We start from the raw sequence: 15,679 nt of genomic DNA, 5'->3' as shown, positions 1-15,679 counted from the left end.
ACCCTCGGCACCCAAGGATCCTGCCGCGGCCGGGCACGCACCGTGCCGGGCGCCGCGCGCGTTAATGGCGCTGCTCGAAACGCAGCGCCCGCCGCTCCAGCCTACGCATTAAAAGCGTCAGCACGCCGTTGACGCACAGATAGATAATCCCCGCCGCGCCGAACACCATCACATCATAGGTGCGGCCATAAAGGAGCTGACTTTGCCCCATCACGTCCATCAGGGTGATGGTATAGGCCAGCGAGGTGCTCTTGAACACCAGCACCACTTCATTGGAGTAAGAGGACAGGGCGCGCTTGATGGCAAACGGCAGCAGCAGCCGCAGCGACTGCAAGCGGTTCATGCCGAGCGCCGCGCAGGATTGCCATTGCCCGTCGGGAATGGCGCGCATCGCACCGGCAAACAACTGAGTACTGTAGGCGGCGCTGTTTAGCGCCAGGGCCACCATGGCGCACAGCCAAGGCTGGGATAAAAACGACCACAGCCAGGGGATAGCGCGCAGGCCGGCAAATTGTCCCGGTCCGTAGTAGATAAGGAAGATCTGCACCAACAGCGGCGTACCGGTGAACAGCGTAATATAGACCGTTACCAGCGGCGCCAGTATGGGCGTACGCAACGTAAGGATGACGGTAAACAGCAGCGCTAGCACCAGCGCCGCCAGTACCGCTATCGCCGTGAGCGACAGGCTGACCGGTAGCCCGGGCAGCAGCGCCAGCAAATAACCGGTCATCAGGATGCCCTCTTGTCAAAGCGCGTGGCGCGCAGTTCGCAGGCGCGCAGTACCACCTGGCTGAAAAGCGTAATCACCAGATAAACGCACGCCGCCAGCAAATACCAGGTAAACGGCTGTTGGGTAAAGCTGACGATGCTTTTGGTTTGCAACATCAGATCGTTGACGCTAATCAGCGACACCAAAGCCGTGTCCTTCAGCAGCACCAGCCACTGATTCCCCAGCCCCGGCAGGGCGTGACGCCACATTTGCGGCAAAATCACCCGGAAAAACGTCGCGCCGTTGCTCATCCCGAGCGCCTGCCCCGACTCCCACTGACCCTGCGCGATGGCTTTCAGGGCGCCGCGTAACGTTTGCGAGGCGTAGGCCGCATACAACAGCGCCAACGCAATCACGCCACAGAGAAAAGGACTGACGTCGAAATTATCGATAGGCAGCGCGAGCGTAATGTGCAGCGAACCCAGTTGCAGGGTCATGCCGTCCGCCAGCGTGACCAGTAACTGCGAAGCGCCGAAATAGATAAACAGCACCACCAGTATTTCCGGCAGGCCGCGCAGCAGCGTGACAAGCGTAGTGCCGGTCAGCGCCAGCCAGCGCCAGCGTGCCGATTCCAGCGCGGAGAAGCCCATGGCCAAAATCAGGCCGATGACCAGCGCACACAGCGCTAGGGCGAGGGTGGTCCCCGCGGCGGTGGCGATGGGAATGAGTTCCGTCATCGAGGTAACTTACTGCTTAAACCATTTCTGATACAGGCTCTGATAAGTGCCGTGCTGCCTAATCTTGTCCAACGCCTGGTTAAACTTCTCCAGCAGCGCCGTGTTATTTTGTCGTACGGCGATACCCAGGCCGGTGCCGAAATAGGCTTTATCGGTGACTTTGTCGCCGACGGTCGCCAGGCCGGCGTCCTTCATAAGCCATTCGTTGACGACGGCGGTATCGCCAAACACGCTGTCCAGCCGGCCGTTTTTCAAATCCAGAATGGCGTTCTGATAGCTGTCATAAGGCACCGCGGTGATTTCGTGGTGCTTATCCATCAGGTATTTTTGGTGGGTGGAGCCGTTTTGCATCCCGACGCGCTTACCGGCCAGCGACGCCATATCGGTGAATTTGCCCTTCTGGGCAACAAAGACAGCCGAGTTTTCATAATAGGGCTGCGTGAACGCGACCTGCTTAAGGCGGTCCGGGGTGATATCCATACCGGAAATCACGGCATCGAAGCGGCGAAAACGCAGGCTGGGGATCAAACTGTCGAACGCCTGATTGGTGAAGGTGCACTCCGCCTGCATCTGCTTGCACAGCGCATTGGCCAGATCGATATCGAAGCCCTGGATTTTATTATCAGCGCCGACAAACTCAAACGGCGCATAAGTTGCCTCAGTAGCGAAACGCACGGTTTCCGAGGCGCTGACGCCGGTTGACAGAGCGGCCAGCAGCGTGGCAAGGACGATTTTATTCATTTTGAGCAATTCCCGAAAAGATTAATGCGATAGATACTGCGCAAACGCGGAGGTTTGAGGTTGCGCGAAATGGCTGGCGTCGCCCTGTTCCACAATGCGGCCGTTTTCCATATACACCACCCGGCTGGCGGTCTTGCGCGCCACCTCTACTTCGTGGGTGACAATCACCTGTGTAATACCGGTCTGCGCCAGCTCACGAATGATACTGACGATTTGCGCGGTGATTTCCGGATCCAGTGCCGCCGTCGGTTCATCGAATAACAGCACCTGCGGTTCCATCATCAGCGCCCGGGTGATAGCCCCCCGCTGCTGCTGACCGCCGGACAGGTGCAGCGGAAAACGATCGGCGTAATCAGTGAGCCGTAGGCGTTCGAGTAACTTATCCGCGCGCGCGTTGGCCGCCTGGCGATCCAGCCCGCGAACCCGGCACGGGGCTTCAATCAGATTCTGGCGCACCGTTAAATGGGGCCACAAATGGTATTGCTGAAACACCATGCCGACGTTCTGGCGCAGCGCGCGGATAGATTTGACCTCCGGCGCGCGGCTGAAGTCGAAATGATTACCGGCGATATCCAGTTCACCGTCGCGGGGCATTTCCAGCAGGTTAAGCACGCGCAGCAGCGAGCTTTTGCCGGCGCCGCTCGGGCCGAGCAAGACCAGCGTTTCACCTGCCGGGCAGGTCAGGGTGACATCGAACAGCGCCTGATACGCCCCATAAAAGCAGTTGATGCGGTTAAGTTGAATACTCATGCGAATAAACTGAATAGCCATTGGTGGGCAGATGGTAACGTCGCACCAGCGCCGATGCAATCCACCACGTAGAAAATTTACAATTATGATGATAATAATACGAGTCCTAGCGCAAAGCAGCAGTATCGGCGGCTTTTGCACCGGGTTATGCTTTATGGGGGGCGTTAGCGCTATCGCGCTTAGGGCGCCAAACGGCGCCAGCGTGTCGCTCGTGGGTGGCGCTGGACGTCAGACGGCGTCAGTAAGTTGCCCTCGGTGGGCGCCTGGCGCCAGAGGGCGTCAGCGTAGTTCCAGCGTTTGGCGCAGCGTGCCGGCGGTGGCGGGCGGCGCGGCGCCCAGATAGCGCACGTCGTCCACGACCCAGCAAGTGCCTTCACGTATCATCAGCACTTCGACCTGCCAGGCGACATCAGGCCGATCGCCGTTTTGGTGTCGCGACATCGCCACCCGCAGCGGAATGTTTTTAGCGTCGGTATTGGGGATCCTGGAAGAGCTATGCACGTCCGCCGTCGTCGGGCCGAGGCTATCGCCGCTGAAGATGTCCATCGCCGGCAAACGCGCCAGTTTTTGCGCACTGCGGCCCTCTTCGGCCAAACTATGATAGAGCGCGGTACTTAAATAGGGGCGGTAGCGGGCCAGGGTGGCGGTATCGGGTTTTCCCTGATTGCCCGGCTGCAAACGTAGGTCATAGAATTGCTGCGCCACGCTATCGGGACCGCCCTGTACGCATGGGGCGCTGCGGCTGCCCACATCATCATAGGCCGGTTTGACCGTGCTGCAGGCGCTGAGGGTCAACATTAATGGCAACAGGACCAGCGATGTCTTTTTCATTGTCGGCCTTAAAAGTGAAGTATAAGAGAGCCCATTATTCTACAGTATAGAGAATTATCATGGGGTTGTAGCACCCGCCGTGCTATTGCGCACTTTACCGCCGGCGGGGTTCGCGACACCTTCCAGGCTAGACAACCGAGGATCATTATGTCGCTCTTATCCCCATGCGCGCCGTGGCGCCGGCCGCGTTTGACAGTGCTCATTGCGCTGCTCATGCTGGCAGGCTGTGCGCCGCGCGGTTACCGTTTGTACCGTTCGCACCCGGCGCTCAGCCAGGATGAGCGCATAACGCTGCTGGTGCTGCATTACACCGCGGACGATTACGATCGCTTCCTGACCACGCTGACCCGGGGGCCGGTCAGCGCCCATTATCTGGTGCCCGCGCCGCGCGACGACCGGGCGCCGACGGTACTGCAGTTGGTGGATGAATCGCGTCGCGCCTGGCATGCGGGAGAGAGTTACTGGCGTGGACGCACCAATCTCAACGATACCTCGATCGGCATCGAGCTTGAAAATGACGGTTACCGGCGCGGCGCCGACGGCAATCTGCGCTGGGCGCCCTGGCCGCCGCAGCAGATAGCGGTGGTGACGGCGCTGTGCCGCGATATTCTGCGCCGCCATGCCATCATGCCGTTCAATGTGGTGGGACATAGCGATATTGCCTGGCGGCGTAAACAGGATCCCGGCCCGCTGTTTCCCTGGCGGCCGCCGGGGTAGGCGTCTGGCCGCAGGCGGCGCGGGTAAATTATGTTCTCGCCGGACGAGACCCGCAGGCGCCGGCGGCGGCAGCACCAATACTGCGTGGCATGGTGCAACTGGGCTATGATGTCACGCCCGATATGCCCCAAACGCTACAGCGCCGGGCATTGCGCGCGTTTCAGATGCACTACCGGCCGCGCGACTACCGCGGTCTGCCGGATGCCGAGACGGACGCGGTGCTGCGGGCGTTATTGGAGATAGACACGGGTGACCGAGGCGGCGTCTCACGCGCAGGCCGGCCGCGCCACTACTGCGGTCAGCCGGATGCCGAGACGGACGCGGTGCTGCGGGCGTTATTGGAAATAGACACGGGAGACCGAGGCGGCGTCTCACGCGCAGGCCGGCCGCGCCACTACTGCGGTCAGCCGGATGCCGAGACGGACGCGGTGCTGCGGGCGTTATCGGAAATAGACACTGGTAGACGGGGCGGCGACCAGTGAGTCATGGTGGGCGAGAAACGTCCGCCAGCAGTCGACGACCTTTGCCAGATCCTGACGGCTAACGTTGAGATGCGTCACCAGCCGGGTGAGGGTGCCTGAGGCGATAATAATACCGTGATCGCACATCCAGGGCGCCAGTCTGGCCGCCAAATCGGCGGACTGGCGGATAAACACCATATTGGTTTGCGCCCCCGGCGCGACAATATCCCCCCCAGTTGCGCCAACTGCTTCGCCAGCCAGCGGGCGTTATCATGATCCTCTTGCAAGCGGGTAACATGATGCTCTAGCGCGTAGCGGGCCCCGGCGGCCAGGATCCCCGCCTGCCGCATACCGCCGCCCACCATTTTCCGCCAGCGTCTGGCGCCGGCGATGTAGGTTTCGCTACCGCACACAAGGGAACCTACCGGGGCGCCCAAGCCTTTGGAAAGGCAAATGGTCAGCGTATCGCAATATTGGCTGATCTCGCTTAAAGGAATGCCCTGCGCCACCGCAGCGTTAAAAATCCGCGCGCCGTCGATATGCAGCGCCAGCTGCCGTTCGCGGGTCAATTCCCACGCCTGACGCAGATAATCCTGCGGAACGATCTTGCCGTTATGGGTATTTTCCAGACTGAGCAACCGCGTGCGCGCGAAATGGAAATCGTCCGGTTTGATGGCGGCCGCCACCTTATCAAGCGGCAGCGTGGCGTCATCGGCAAAATCCAGCGGCTGCGGTTGTATACTGCCGAGCACCGCGGCGACGCCCGCCTCGAACAGATAATTATGGGCCTTTTGCCCGACGATATATTCTTCGCCGCGCTGACAATGGGTCAATAACGCCACCAGATTGGCCTGGGTACCGCTGGGTGAAAACAGCGCCGCCTCTTTGGCGGCCAGCCGCGCGCCATCGGCCTCCAGCGCCGCGACCGTGGGATCGTCCCCATACACATCATCGCCAACGTCGGCGGCGGCCATGGCCTGACGCATCGCGTCGGTGGGAAAAGTCACGGTATCACTGCGTAAATCAATCATGCAAATCCCATCCTGCGTAGTGGGCTTGCGGCTGTTTAACGGGCCGGCGCCGGGAAACGGCATTCCGGCCGGCGCTTAACGCAGCCAGTTGGTTTTGGCGAGCTCGACGATTTCATCTCCGCGGCCATTGATGATGGCGCGGAGCATATACAAACTAAAGCCTTTCGCTTGTTCAAATTTGATTTGCGGCTGCATCGCCAGTTCCTCTTTGGAGGTGACGACGTCCACCACCACCGGGCCATCGTAGGCGAACGCCTCGGCCAGCGCGGCGGATTTTTCCACCCGCAGACCTTTGATGCCCGCGGCGCAGGCGATGGCGGCAAAATCGGGATTTTGCAGATCGGTGCCGTCGGTAAGATAGCCGCCGGCTTTCATTTCCATCGCGACAAAACCCAGCACACTATTATTGAAGATAACGATTTTCACCGGCAATTTCATCTGCGCCAGCGACAAAAAGTCCCCCATTAGCATGGTGAAACCGCCGTCGCCGCACAGCGCCACCACCTGCCTGCCGGGAAAGGCGGCCTGAGCGCCCAGCGCCTGCGGCATGGCGTTGGCCATTGAGCCGTGATTAAACGATCCGAGCAGCCGACGGCGGCCGTTCATGGTCAGATAGCGGGCCGCCCAAACCGTCGGCGTCCCCACGTCGCAGGTAAATATCGCGTCCTGGGCCGCCAGGCGGCTGATTTCATGGGCCACATACTGCGGATGAATCGCTTTCTCGCCGCTCGGCTGCGCCAGCGCGTCCAGCTCGCGACGGGTGTCGCGGTAATGCGCCAGCGCCTTATCGAGAAAGGTCCGGTCCGTTTTTTACCTGCAGCCGCGGCAATAGCACCGCCAGAGTGGATTTGATATCGCCCAGAAGCGCCATATCCAACGCACAATGGGCCCCCAGGCTGCCCGGTGCGATGTCGATCTGGATGATGCGCGCCTTTGGCGGGTAAAACGCGCGATAGGGAAAACGGGTACCCAACAACACCAGGGTATCGGCATTCATCATCGCATGATAGCCGGAAGAGAAGCCGATGAGGCCGGTCATGCCCACGTCAAAGGGATTGTCCCATTCCAGATGCTCTTTGCCGCGCAGGGCATGCACCACCGGCGCTTGCAATTGACGGGCCAGCGCGACCACCTCGTCGTGGGCGCCGGCGCAGCCGCTGCCGCACAGTAATGTCACGTTACGGGCGTCATTGAGCAGGGCGGCGAGTTTCTCCAGCTCGCCTATCGGCGGCACCGTCAGCGGCGCGCAAGGGGTGTACCAGTCCGGCCGTTCCCCTTCCGGCGCCGGCTTGAGGGCGACATCGCCGGGCAGGACAATCACCGATACGTCCCGATCGATGATGGCTTTGCGTATGGCAATGGCCAACACTTGCGGCAGTTGTTCCGGGTTGGACACCAGTTCGCAATAGTGGCTGCATTCGCTAAACAGCGACGCGGGATGGGTTTCCTGAAAATAGCCGCTGCCGATTTCGCTGGAGGGAATATGGGCGGCGATAGCCAGCACCGGCACCTGGTTGCGGTGGCAATCAAACAGCCCGTTTATCAAATGCAGATTACCCGGCCCGCAAGAGCCGGCGCAGACCGCGAGCTGGCCGGTGACATGGGCCTCGGCGCCGGCCGCAAAAGCGGCGACCTCTTCATGGCGCGTGCCGTGCCACGCGATAGTGCCCATCCGGTTAAGGCTATCGCTCAGGCCATTCAATGAGTCGCCGGTTACCCCCCCATATCCGCTTTACGCCGGCCTGTTCCAAAGTATGGGCAATCATCGCCGCTACAGTGTCTTTCATGGTTACCTCCGCAGAGAGTGTCTAGGCAGCGCCGCGCCGGGCGGGCGTCTGGTTATAGGGTAGACCCTATCGGTGCCGTGGGGGTAAGGAATTATGGCCGCGCGACGTACAGCGGCCGAAGAGAGCGTGGGGCGTCAGCCTGTTCAGCCGTTGGCGTGTACCGAAAACAAAGCAATAAGTACCGGCGCCATCAGACTGAGCAGAAAACCCTGCACGATTGCGGCGGGGACGATCTCCGTTCCGCCGCTGCGCTGCAGCACGGGCAGGGTGAAATCCATCGAAGTGGCACCGCATAATCCCAGCGCCGTGGTGCGGCGATGCCGTATCAATAGCGGGATAAGCATAATGGCCAGCAGTTCGCGCAGTAAATCGTTGAAAAACGCCGCGCTGCCGATGACCGGCCCGAAAGCATCGGTCATCAAAATGCCCGAGAGCGAATACCAGCTATAGGCGGAGGCCAGAGCCATACCGGTTGACAGCGGCAGCCCCAGAAGCAAGGCGGCCAGAGCGCTCACCGCCACCACCAGCGCAACCAGCAACCCGCGACGATTGAGGAGTATCTGCCTAAGCGTCATGCCACTGTTGCGTAATTGGATCCCCACCAGCCACAATAGCAGGATCAGCAGGAGCTCGCTGGCCCGGGTCGCCAGGCTGAACCAGGACCAATGGGTCAGACCGAGCGCAAAGCCGGCGAGCACCACGGCGCAGAGCTTGAGCGAGTCCAGGATCATGCGCCAGCGGGAGGGCGGCGGCGTATACGCGACGGCGCCCCGCCAGGGCAGGGCTTTTTCAAGCAGCCCTAGCGCCAGCACATTCATCGCCAGGATACACAGGGCGCTGACGGCGGTATAAACACCGATGCGCAGCAGGTTACTGGCGAGATTCGGCAAAAAGGCCAGGCTGATGCCCATCAAGAAGAGAATGACATACACCATGGCGCTCAAGGCGCGATTAACCCCCTTTAGCCAGCTGGCAGGCGGGGCAGCACATAGCCGACAATGAGCGGAACAAGAATAAGCAATAGACTGGCATACATGAACAGACCACTTCCTTATGGCGCAGCGGGACGATTGACCGCTGCACGCCAGATGACCTAGTGTGGCGCTCGACCGTCACACGCTAGCGAAAAGCGCCTGCGCTGTAAAGGGCAGCGTTGAGAAAAAACACTTCGCCCGCCGACCAGCGCTGAGCAGGCGATTTATCGCATAATTAAACTTGCGTCGTAAAAGAAAAGTGTTATAACTTGAGAGTATGCAGGCGTCAAAGGTAGAAAAAAATGCCAGCAACAGGCTGGCATTTCATGCGGTGACACCTTTAATTGCGAGGCGCGTTATTAGGCAACAGTCTCGGCTTCAACAGGCACAATCAGGCTCGCATGGTTCCATTTGGGCCCCTGATGAACCTCGAATCTGACGACTTGCCCGGCCTTCAGCGTCCGGTAACCGTCCATCTGGATCGTTGAATAGTGCGCAAAGATATTCTCGCCGCCGTTTTCCGGGCAGATAAAACCAAAACCTTTGGCGTTATTGAACCATTTAACTTTACCCGTCTCCATGTTTCTACATCCCTCGCAACCGAAGCTTTAATGTGATGAGGATAGTTGACGTCGTAAGCGGCTGATTACCCGCATCCGCTTATGCCTCTACACTCTAGAGGATAGCGATAAGAGATCAAGCGGTGGCTAAAGAGTTGGCTGACGACATTATCAAACGTTGAAGCAGTTAACGATTTAAGACGTTTTTTTCTGACCGTTGCCGGCACACCCGGACAAAATCCTGACGCTGCCGGCGGCTATTTTGATAGTCCAATGGTAAGATGAAAGAAAGGGGGCTGCTCTAGCGCAGCGGTGATGATTTAGCGTTGGAACAACACGATGGGTAAGACAAGCGACAGGCTGGATGAGGGCCATCTAGCTGAAGAACAGGTGAAAGATGCGGTACGACCCCCGTCTATGTATAAAGTCATACTTATCAATGACGACTATACTCCAATGGAATTTGTTATTGACGTATTGCAAAAGTTCTTTTCTTATGATGTTGAACGTGCAACGCAACTGATGCTTAGGGTCCATTATCAGGGAAAGGCCGTCTGCGGAATCTACACCGCGGAGGTCGCGGAAACCAAGGCGGTTCACGTCAACCGCTATGCCCGGGAAAACGAGCATCCGTTGCTTTGTACGCTGGAAAAAGCCTGAAAAGGCAATCTATTTGGGGAGGTGCCAATGCTCAATAAAGAACTGGAACTCAGTTTAAACATGGCTTTCGCCAGAGCGCGTGAGCACCGGCATGAATTTATGACCGTGGAACATCTGCTGCTTGCGCTGCTCAGCAACCCTGCGGCGCGCGAAGCGCTGGAGGCGTGCACGGTCGATCTGGTGGCCATGCGCCAGGAGTTGGAAGCCTTTATCGAACAAACCACACCGACCTTACCCGCCAGTGATGAAGAGCGTGAAACGCAACCCACGCTCAGTTTTCAGCGCGTGCTGCAGCGTTCGGTCTTCCACGTCCAGTCGTCTGGACGCAGCGAAGTGTCCGGTGCTAACGTGCTGGTGGCGATTTTCAGCGAGCAGGAATCCCAGGCGGCCTACTTGCTGCGCAAGCATGATGTCAGCCGGCTGGACGTGGTAAATTTTATCTCCCACGGTACGCGTAAAAAAGACGAGACGCAGGCACCCGGGCCTGAAACGCCGGTCAACGAAGAGCAGTCAGGCGGGGAGGAGCGTATGGAAAACTTCACCACCAACCTTAATCAGCTGGCGCGCGTTGGCGGCATTGACCCGCTGATTGGCCGCGACCGCGAGCTGGAGCGTGCCATTCAGGTTCTGTGCCGCCGCCGGAAAAACAACCCGCTACTGGTGGGGGAATCCGGGGTGGGTAAAACCGCCATCGCGGAGGGGCTTGCCTGGCGCATCGTGCGCGGCGAAGTGCCTGAAGTCATCGCTGACTGCACCATTTACTCCCTGGATATCGGGTCATTGCTTGCCGGCACCAAGTACCGCGGTGATTTTGAAAAACGCTTTAAGGCGTTGCTCAAGCAGCTTGAACAGGACCAGAACAGTATTCTGTTTATCGACGAAATCCATACCATCATCGGCGCCGGTGCGGCGTCGGGCGGGCAGGTGGATGCCGCCAACCTGATTAAGCCTCTGCTTTCCAGCGGCAAAATCCGCGTGATGGGCTCAACGACCTATCAGGAATTCAGCAATATTTTTGAAAAGGACCGCGCGCTGGCGCGTCGTTTCCAAAAGATAGATATTACGGAACCGACCGTGGAAGAAACGGTGCAAATCCTGACCGGGCTGAAGACCAAATACGAAGCCCACCACGATGTGCGCTATACCGCCAAAGCGGTACGGGCGGCGGTGGAGCTGGCGGTGAAATACATCAACGACCGCCATCTGCCGGATAAAGCCATCGATGTCATCGACGAAGCGGGCGCCCGCAGCCGGCTGATGCCTGTCAGCAAGCGCAAGAAAACCGTCAACGTGGCGGATATCGAGTCGGTGGTGGCGCGTATTGCCCGTGTCCCTGAGAAAACGGTGTCGGCAAGCGATCGCGACGTGCTGAAAAATCTGGGCGATCGTCTGAAGATGCTGGTCTTCGGTCAGGACAAGGCTATCGAAGTGCTGACCGAGGCCATCAAAATGAGCCGCGCCGGGCTGGGCCAGGATCATAAGCCGGTGGGTTCCTTCTTGTTTGCCGGCCCGACCGGCGTCGGTAAAACCGAGGTGACGGTGCAGCTGGCCAAAGCGCTGGATATCGAACTGCTGCGCTTTGATATGTCGGAATACATGGAGAGGCACACCGTCAGCCGCCTGATTGGGGCGCCTCCCGGCTATGTGGGCTACGATCAGGGCGGGTTGCTGACCGATGCCGTGCTGAAGCATCCGCACTCCGTGCTGTTGCTTGACGAAATCGAGAAGGCCCATCCGGATGTGTTCAATTTGTTGCTGCAGGTTATGGATAACGGCACGCTGACCGACAACAATGGTCGCAAGGCGGATTTCCGTAATGTGATCTTGGTGATGACCACCAATGCCGGCGTACAAGAAACCCAGCGCCAGTCGATAGGGCTGATTCAGCAGGATAACAGCACGGACGCCATGTCGGAGATCAAGAAGGTGTTTACGCCGGAATTCCGTAACCGTCTCGATAACGTCATCTGGTTTAATCATCTTTCCACCGACGTTATTCAGCAGGTGGTCGACAAGTTTATCGTCGAACTGCAGGCGCAGCTGGACGCCAAAGGCGTTTCGCTGGAAGTCAGCGACGATGCGCGCAATTGGCTTAGCGACAAAGGTTACGACAAAGCGATGGGCGCCCGGCCGATGGCCAGCGTCATGCAGGAGAACCTGAAAAAACCGCTGGCCAACGAACTGCTGTTTGGTTCATTGGTGGATGGCGGTTCGGTGCGGGTCGAACTGGACAAAGAGAGTCAAACCCTCAAATACCAGTTCCTTAGCGCACAGAAACGCAAAGCCGAGGGCGCGGTGCACTAACCCTTGGTGGCACGGCCTGAGCAGGGCGATACCTACGGTTATTGCCTTTTTTTGCCACGGCGGCGGCCATCACGGTGCGCCGGCGGCGGCGCCAGGTTATCCCGCGCGCAAAGGGGGAGTACGGGTAGGCGGCGGCGACCATGGGGCGATGGCATGTCCAGGTACGTAGACGGCAGGCGGGTCATTTTCACGGAATGGCGACAGTGGGCACAGGGGAAAGCCTGGCGCGCCGTTGAATGGCTTGCCGTTAATCACCGCGCAGGCCGTTGGCAAGCGGAGCATAAGGGCGCAGAGGAAAGCCTGGCGGCGCCGTCTGGGGGCACGCGGGTGATAATAGCGCAGGCGAATGCGGTGCGGGTCGCGATAAGCGGGGCGGGCAGTGGCAGCCGGTGCGGCACAACGCGAAGCGGCTTGAGAGGGGCGATAGCCCGGATTACGCAGCCGGATAGCCGGTGTCTGGGTCATCGCCTTCTTCAGCCGTTATGGCGGGTAGACATATTCACCGGGGGCGCGGCAGGGGGAATTATCGCGCATCATGATGCCGATAATTATCACCGGTACCGCCCGGGGCAACGCGCTCAGATACTCTCAGCGGCTGCGGAAGACAATGCGGCCTTTGCTCAGATCGTACGGGGTCAGCTCAACGGTGACTTTGTCGCCCGTCAGAATACGGATGTAGTTCTTGCGCATTTTACCGGAGATATGTGCGGTCACCACATGTCCGTTTTCCAATTCCACGCGGAACATGGTGTTAGGCAGCGTGTCCAGTACGGTGCCTTGCATTTCAATATTGTCTTCTTTGGCCATCGAATCCTCTAGGTGTGAATACCATAGTTTTTAACCGGCAAGATAATGCCGAAAAACCCTCATTATGTAAAGAAATGATGAAGAAAGCCGCATCATCTGCCGCTTTCAGAATCAGGAAGGACGGTGGAGAGGGTTTGCGGTTGCCAGCAGCCGGCCGCCAGCGATAAAGGCAGTAATTGCGTAAGCATAGCCAGAAAATCGCCGCGTGCAATATTATGCGCGCCGAGCGATGCGGTATGCGCATTCAACACTTGGCAGTCTACCATTTTTCCGCCCTGATGCATAAAATAACGACAAAAACTCCCCAGCGCCAATTTTGATGCATTCGGCCGGCGACTAAACATCGACTCGCCAAAAAACAGCGCCCCCTGCGCCACGCCATACAGGCCGCCGACCAACGTCTCGTCGTCCCACACTTCGACTGAATTGGCATGGCCGAGCTGGTGCAAATGGTTATAGGCGATTTCAACTTCCGGACCGATCCAGCTGCCTTCCGTGCCGCGCTCGGCGCAGGCGGCGACCACATCGGCGAACGCCTGATTTAGCGTGACGCGCCAGCGACAACGGCGAGAGAAGCGGTTAAAACTGCGGCTGTGATGGAACGCGTGCGGAAACAGCACCGCACGGGGATCCGGCGACCACCACAAAATGGCATCGCCGGGAGAATACCAGGGGAAAATCCCCTGCCGATAAGCCTGCAGCAGCCGCTGCGGCGACAAGTCACCGCCGAAAGCCAGCAGGCCATTAGGCTCGCTGAGCGCGGCGTGCGGCGGTGGGAAATGCAGAGAGTCTGGTGAAAGCCGGTAAAGTCGCACGCTGCCGATGACTACTCCAATCCGTCTGAACAAAGCCTGCAGGCGAACACCGGCCGGCATCGGGTTTATCGTTGACTAGTATACCTCTACCGGCCGGTGATAGTGATAATAGCGTCCGCGCTGCGCCATCAGCGCCTGATGGCTCCCCTGTTCGATGAGGGTGCCGCGATCCAGAATACAAATGCGGTCCAAACGTTCCAGTCCCCGCAACCGATGTGTAACAATGATTACCGTCCGCCCTTGGCCGAGCGTGCCGAGCAAGTGCAGTATTTGCTGTTCGGTAACGGCATCCAGCCCCTCGGTGGGCTCGTCGAGCAGCCACAGCGGCGCGTCGCGCAGCAGCGCGCGGGCGATGCACATGCGGCGCTGTTCACCGCCGGAAAGCGCACGTCCCCCCTCGCCGAGCCAGGCATTGAGCCCTTCGCCCGTCAGCAGTTTGTCAAGGCCCACTTGCCGCACGACGGTGCATAACTGCTCATCGTCGGCGTCCGGCGCCGCCAGGCGGAGATTATCGCGCAACGTGGCGCTGAAAATATGGACGCGTTGCTCCACCACGGCGGTCATCGCGCGCAGCGCGCTTTCGCTCCACTCGCGCAGCGGCACGTCGTTAAGCTTAATCTCCCCCTCTTGGGGATCCCAGGCGCGGGTCAACAATTGCAGCAGGGTGGATTTACCGCTGCCGGTATGGCCAAGGAGAGCGATATGCTCGCCGGCTGCCACCGCCAGGGTCAGATCGTCAATAGCGGGGGCGACCTGCTCAGGGTAGTGAAACCGTACCCGCCTGACGACGAGGGCGCCGCCGGCGGCCGGCGCAGGACCGGCGGCGGGAAAAATCACCTCCGGCGGCTGTTGGACAAGGGCGTTCAGGCGCACCGCGCAGGCGATCACCTGTCCAAGATGTTGAAACGCTACAGCCACCGGACCCAGCGCCTCGAAAGCCGCAAGTGTCGCAAAGGCAAACAGCGCTATCAGCGGGCCGGATGGGCCATCGCCGGCGACCTGCCACAGCACCCAGGTCAATGTCAGGCCGGTCAGCCCCAGCAACAGGCTTTGTGCGCCGGCGCCCAGCCCGCTTTGGCGGCGCTGTAGCGCCTGCCAGCGCTGTTCGGTAGCCTCCAGCCGGTGGCGATAGCGTTCGGCGGCGCCGTACAGGGTGAGCTCGGCGTTGCCGGAAAGCCATGCGGTAAGCTGCAGACGGTAATCGGCGCGCAGGGCGGTTAACGCCTCGCCCACCGGTTTGCCGGCGCGGTAAAACAGCGGCGGCAACAGCGCCAGAATCGCCAGCATGATAGCGCCAAGGGTCAAGCCCGCTCGCGGATCCAGCAGACAAAGGGCGGCGCTCACCGTCAGCGTGACCACCAGCGCTCCCGCCAGCGGGGAAATAACCCGCAGGTAAAGGTGGTCCAGCGTATCCACATCCGCCACCAGGCGGTTGAGCAGTTCCCCTCTGCGCAGGCGGGCGGTGGCGCCGGGTGAAAGAGGAAGAATACGGCTGAAGGTGTAAAGCCGCAGATGCTGGAGTACGCGGAAGGTGGCATCGTGGCTGACTACCCGCTCCGCCCAGCGGCCGGCGGTGCGGGTAATTGCCGCGCCGCGCACGCCGGCGGCGGGCAGCATATAGTTAAAGCTGTACAGGCCGGCGGCGCCCGCGGTCGCCGCACCGGCGAGGAACAAACCGGAGAGCGTCAGCAGGCCGATGCTGGCCAGCAGCGTGATGATAGCGAGCAGCACGCCAAGGGTAAGTTGTCCGCCGTGGCGGCGGTAGAGGGCCAAATAGGGCAGTAATGTGCGCATG

General features: G+C 59.7%; 11 protein-coding genes and 4 pseudogenes. 3 read left to right on the top strand and 12 right to left on the bottom strand.

Features of this window, described 5'->3' with window-relative positions:
- Positions 1-61: 61 nt before the first annotated feature.
- The 5 genes from artM to JZM24_RS16785 form a co-directional block, all read right to left on the bottom strand.
- Entirely contained in the window at positions 62-730 is a 669-nt protein-coding gene (gene artM, locus JZM24_RS16805) for an arginine ABC transporter permease ArtM (protein ID WP_215671100.1), read from the bottom strand.
- On the bottom strand, positions 730-1,446 hold the full coding sequence (gene artQ / locus JZM24_RS16800) for an arginine ABC transporter permease ArtQ (RefSeq protein WP_215671098.1): 717 nt from the start codon (positions 1,444-1,446) through the stop codon (positions 730-732). Before artQ ends, artM begins: the two co-directional genes overlap by 1 nt.
- A 9-nt stretch (positions 1,447-1,455) precedes the next feature.
- Complete coding sequence (artJ, locus tag JZM24_RS16795) at positions 1,456-2,187, bottom strand: arginine ABC transporter substrate-binding protein (RefSeq protein WP_215671096.1); 732 nt, start codon at positions 2,185-2,187, stop codon at positions 1,456-1,458.
- Positions 2,188-2,208: 21 nt separating this feature from the next.
- Positions 2,209-2,937 (bottom strand): arginine ABC transporter ATP-binding protein ArtP, encoded by a 729-nt coding sequence (gene artP / locus JZM24_RS16790; RefSeq protein WP_215671094.1) that lies wholly within the window; start codon positions 2,935-2,937, stop codon positions 2,209-2,211.
- Between the two features lie 279 nt (positions 2,938-3,216).
- Positions 3,217-3,768 (bottom strand): lipoprotein, encoded by a 552-nt coding sequence (locus tag JZM24_RS16785; RefSeq protein ID WP_215671092.1) that lies wholly within the window; start codon positions 3,766-3,768, stop codon positions 3,217-3,219.
- Between the two features lie 147 nt (positions 3,769-3,915).
- Here JZM24_RS16785 and JZM24_RS16780 point away from each other — a divergent pair.
- Positions 3,916-4,739 (top strand): annotated as a pseudogene (locus JZM24_RS16780) (N-acetylmuramoyl-L-alanine amidase); the annotation flags it as partial.
- A 186-nt stretch (positions 4,740-4,925) separates the two neighbouring features.
- Here the strand turns inward: JZM24_RS16780 and ltaE are convergent.
- The 4 genes and pseudogenes from ltaE to cspD all read right to left on the bottom strand — a co-directional run bounded on the left by ltaE (position 4,926) and on the right by cspD (position 9,319).
- Positions 4,926-5,977: pseudogene (gene ltaE, locus JZM24_RS16775) on the bottom strand (low-specificity L-threonine aldolase).
- A 75-nt stretch (positions 5,978-6,052) separates the two neighbouring features.
- Positions 6,053-7,764 (bottom strand): annotated as a pseudogene (poxB, locus tag JZM24_RS16770) (ubiquinone-dependent pyruvate dehydrogenase).
- Between the two features lie 143 nt (positions 7,765-7,907).
- Positions 7,908-8,800: pseudogene (locus JZM24_RS16765) on the bottom strand (LysO family transporter).
- 297 nt (positions 8,801-9,097) lie between these two features.
- Complete coding sequence (gene cspD, locus JZM24_RS16760; RefSeq protein ID WP_215671090.1) at positions 9,098-9,319, bottom strand: cold shock-like protein CspD; 222 nt, start codon at positions 9,317-9,319, stop codon at positions 9,098-9,100.
- A gap of 318 nt (positions 9,320-9,637) precedes the next feature.
- Between cspD and clpS the strand changes: the two genes are divergently transcribed.
- Both clpS and clpA read left to right on the top strand, forming a co-directional pair.
- Positions 9,638-9,958: an ATP-dependent Clp protease adapter ClpS gene (gene clpS, locus JZM24_RS16755; RefSeq protein WP_215671088.1), complete on the top strand. Its 321-nt coding sequence runs from the start codon at positions 9,638-9,640 to the stop codon at positions 9,956-9,958.
- 27 nt (positions 9,959-9,985) lie between these two features.
- Positions 9,986-12,262, top strand: coding sequence for an ATP-dependent Clp protease ATP-binding subunit ClpA (gene clpA / locus JZM24_RS16750; protein WP_215671086.1), 2,277 nt, complete (start codon positions 9,986-9,988; stop codon positions 12,260-12,262).
- Between the two features lie 588 nt (positions 12,263-12,850).
- Here the strand turns inward: clpA and infA are convergent.
- The 3 genes from infA to cydC all read right to left on the bottom strand — a co-directional run bounded on the left by infA (position 12,851) and on the right by cydC (position 15,678).
- Positions 12,851-13,069: a translation initiation factor IF-1 gene (gene infA / locus JZM24_RS16745; RefSeq protein WP_002211347.1), complete on the bottom strand. Its 219-nt coding sequence runs from the start codon at positions 13,067-13,069 to the stop codon at positions 12,851-12,853.
- Positions 13,070-13,161: 92 nt separating this feature from the next.
- Positions 13,162-13,884: a leucyl/phenylalanyl-tRNA--protein transferase gene (gene aat / locus JZM24_RS16740; protein WP_215671243.1), complete on the bottom strand. Its 723-nt coding sequence runs from the start codon at positions 13,882-13,884 to the stop codon at positions 13,162-13,164.
- Between the two features lie 75 nt (positions 13,885-13,959).
- Positions 13,960-15,678 (bottom strand): heme ABC transporter ATP-binding protein/permease CydC, encoded by a 1,719-nt coding sequence (gene cydC / locus JZM24_RS16735; protein ID WP_215671084.1) that lies wholly within the window; start codon positions 15,676-15,678, stop codon positions 13,960-13,962.
- Position 15,679 lies beyond the last annotated feature (1 nt).

This window comes from Candidatus Sodalis endolongispinus (genome assembly GCF_018777395.1).
Lineage (GTDB): Bacteria > Pseudomonadota > Gammaproteobacteria > Enterobacterales > Enterobacteriaceae > Sodalis_B > Sodalis_B endolongispinus.
Note: the sequence above shows the minus strand (reverse complement) of the source record. Positions and strands in the feature narration are given on the sequence as shown.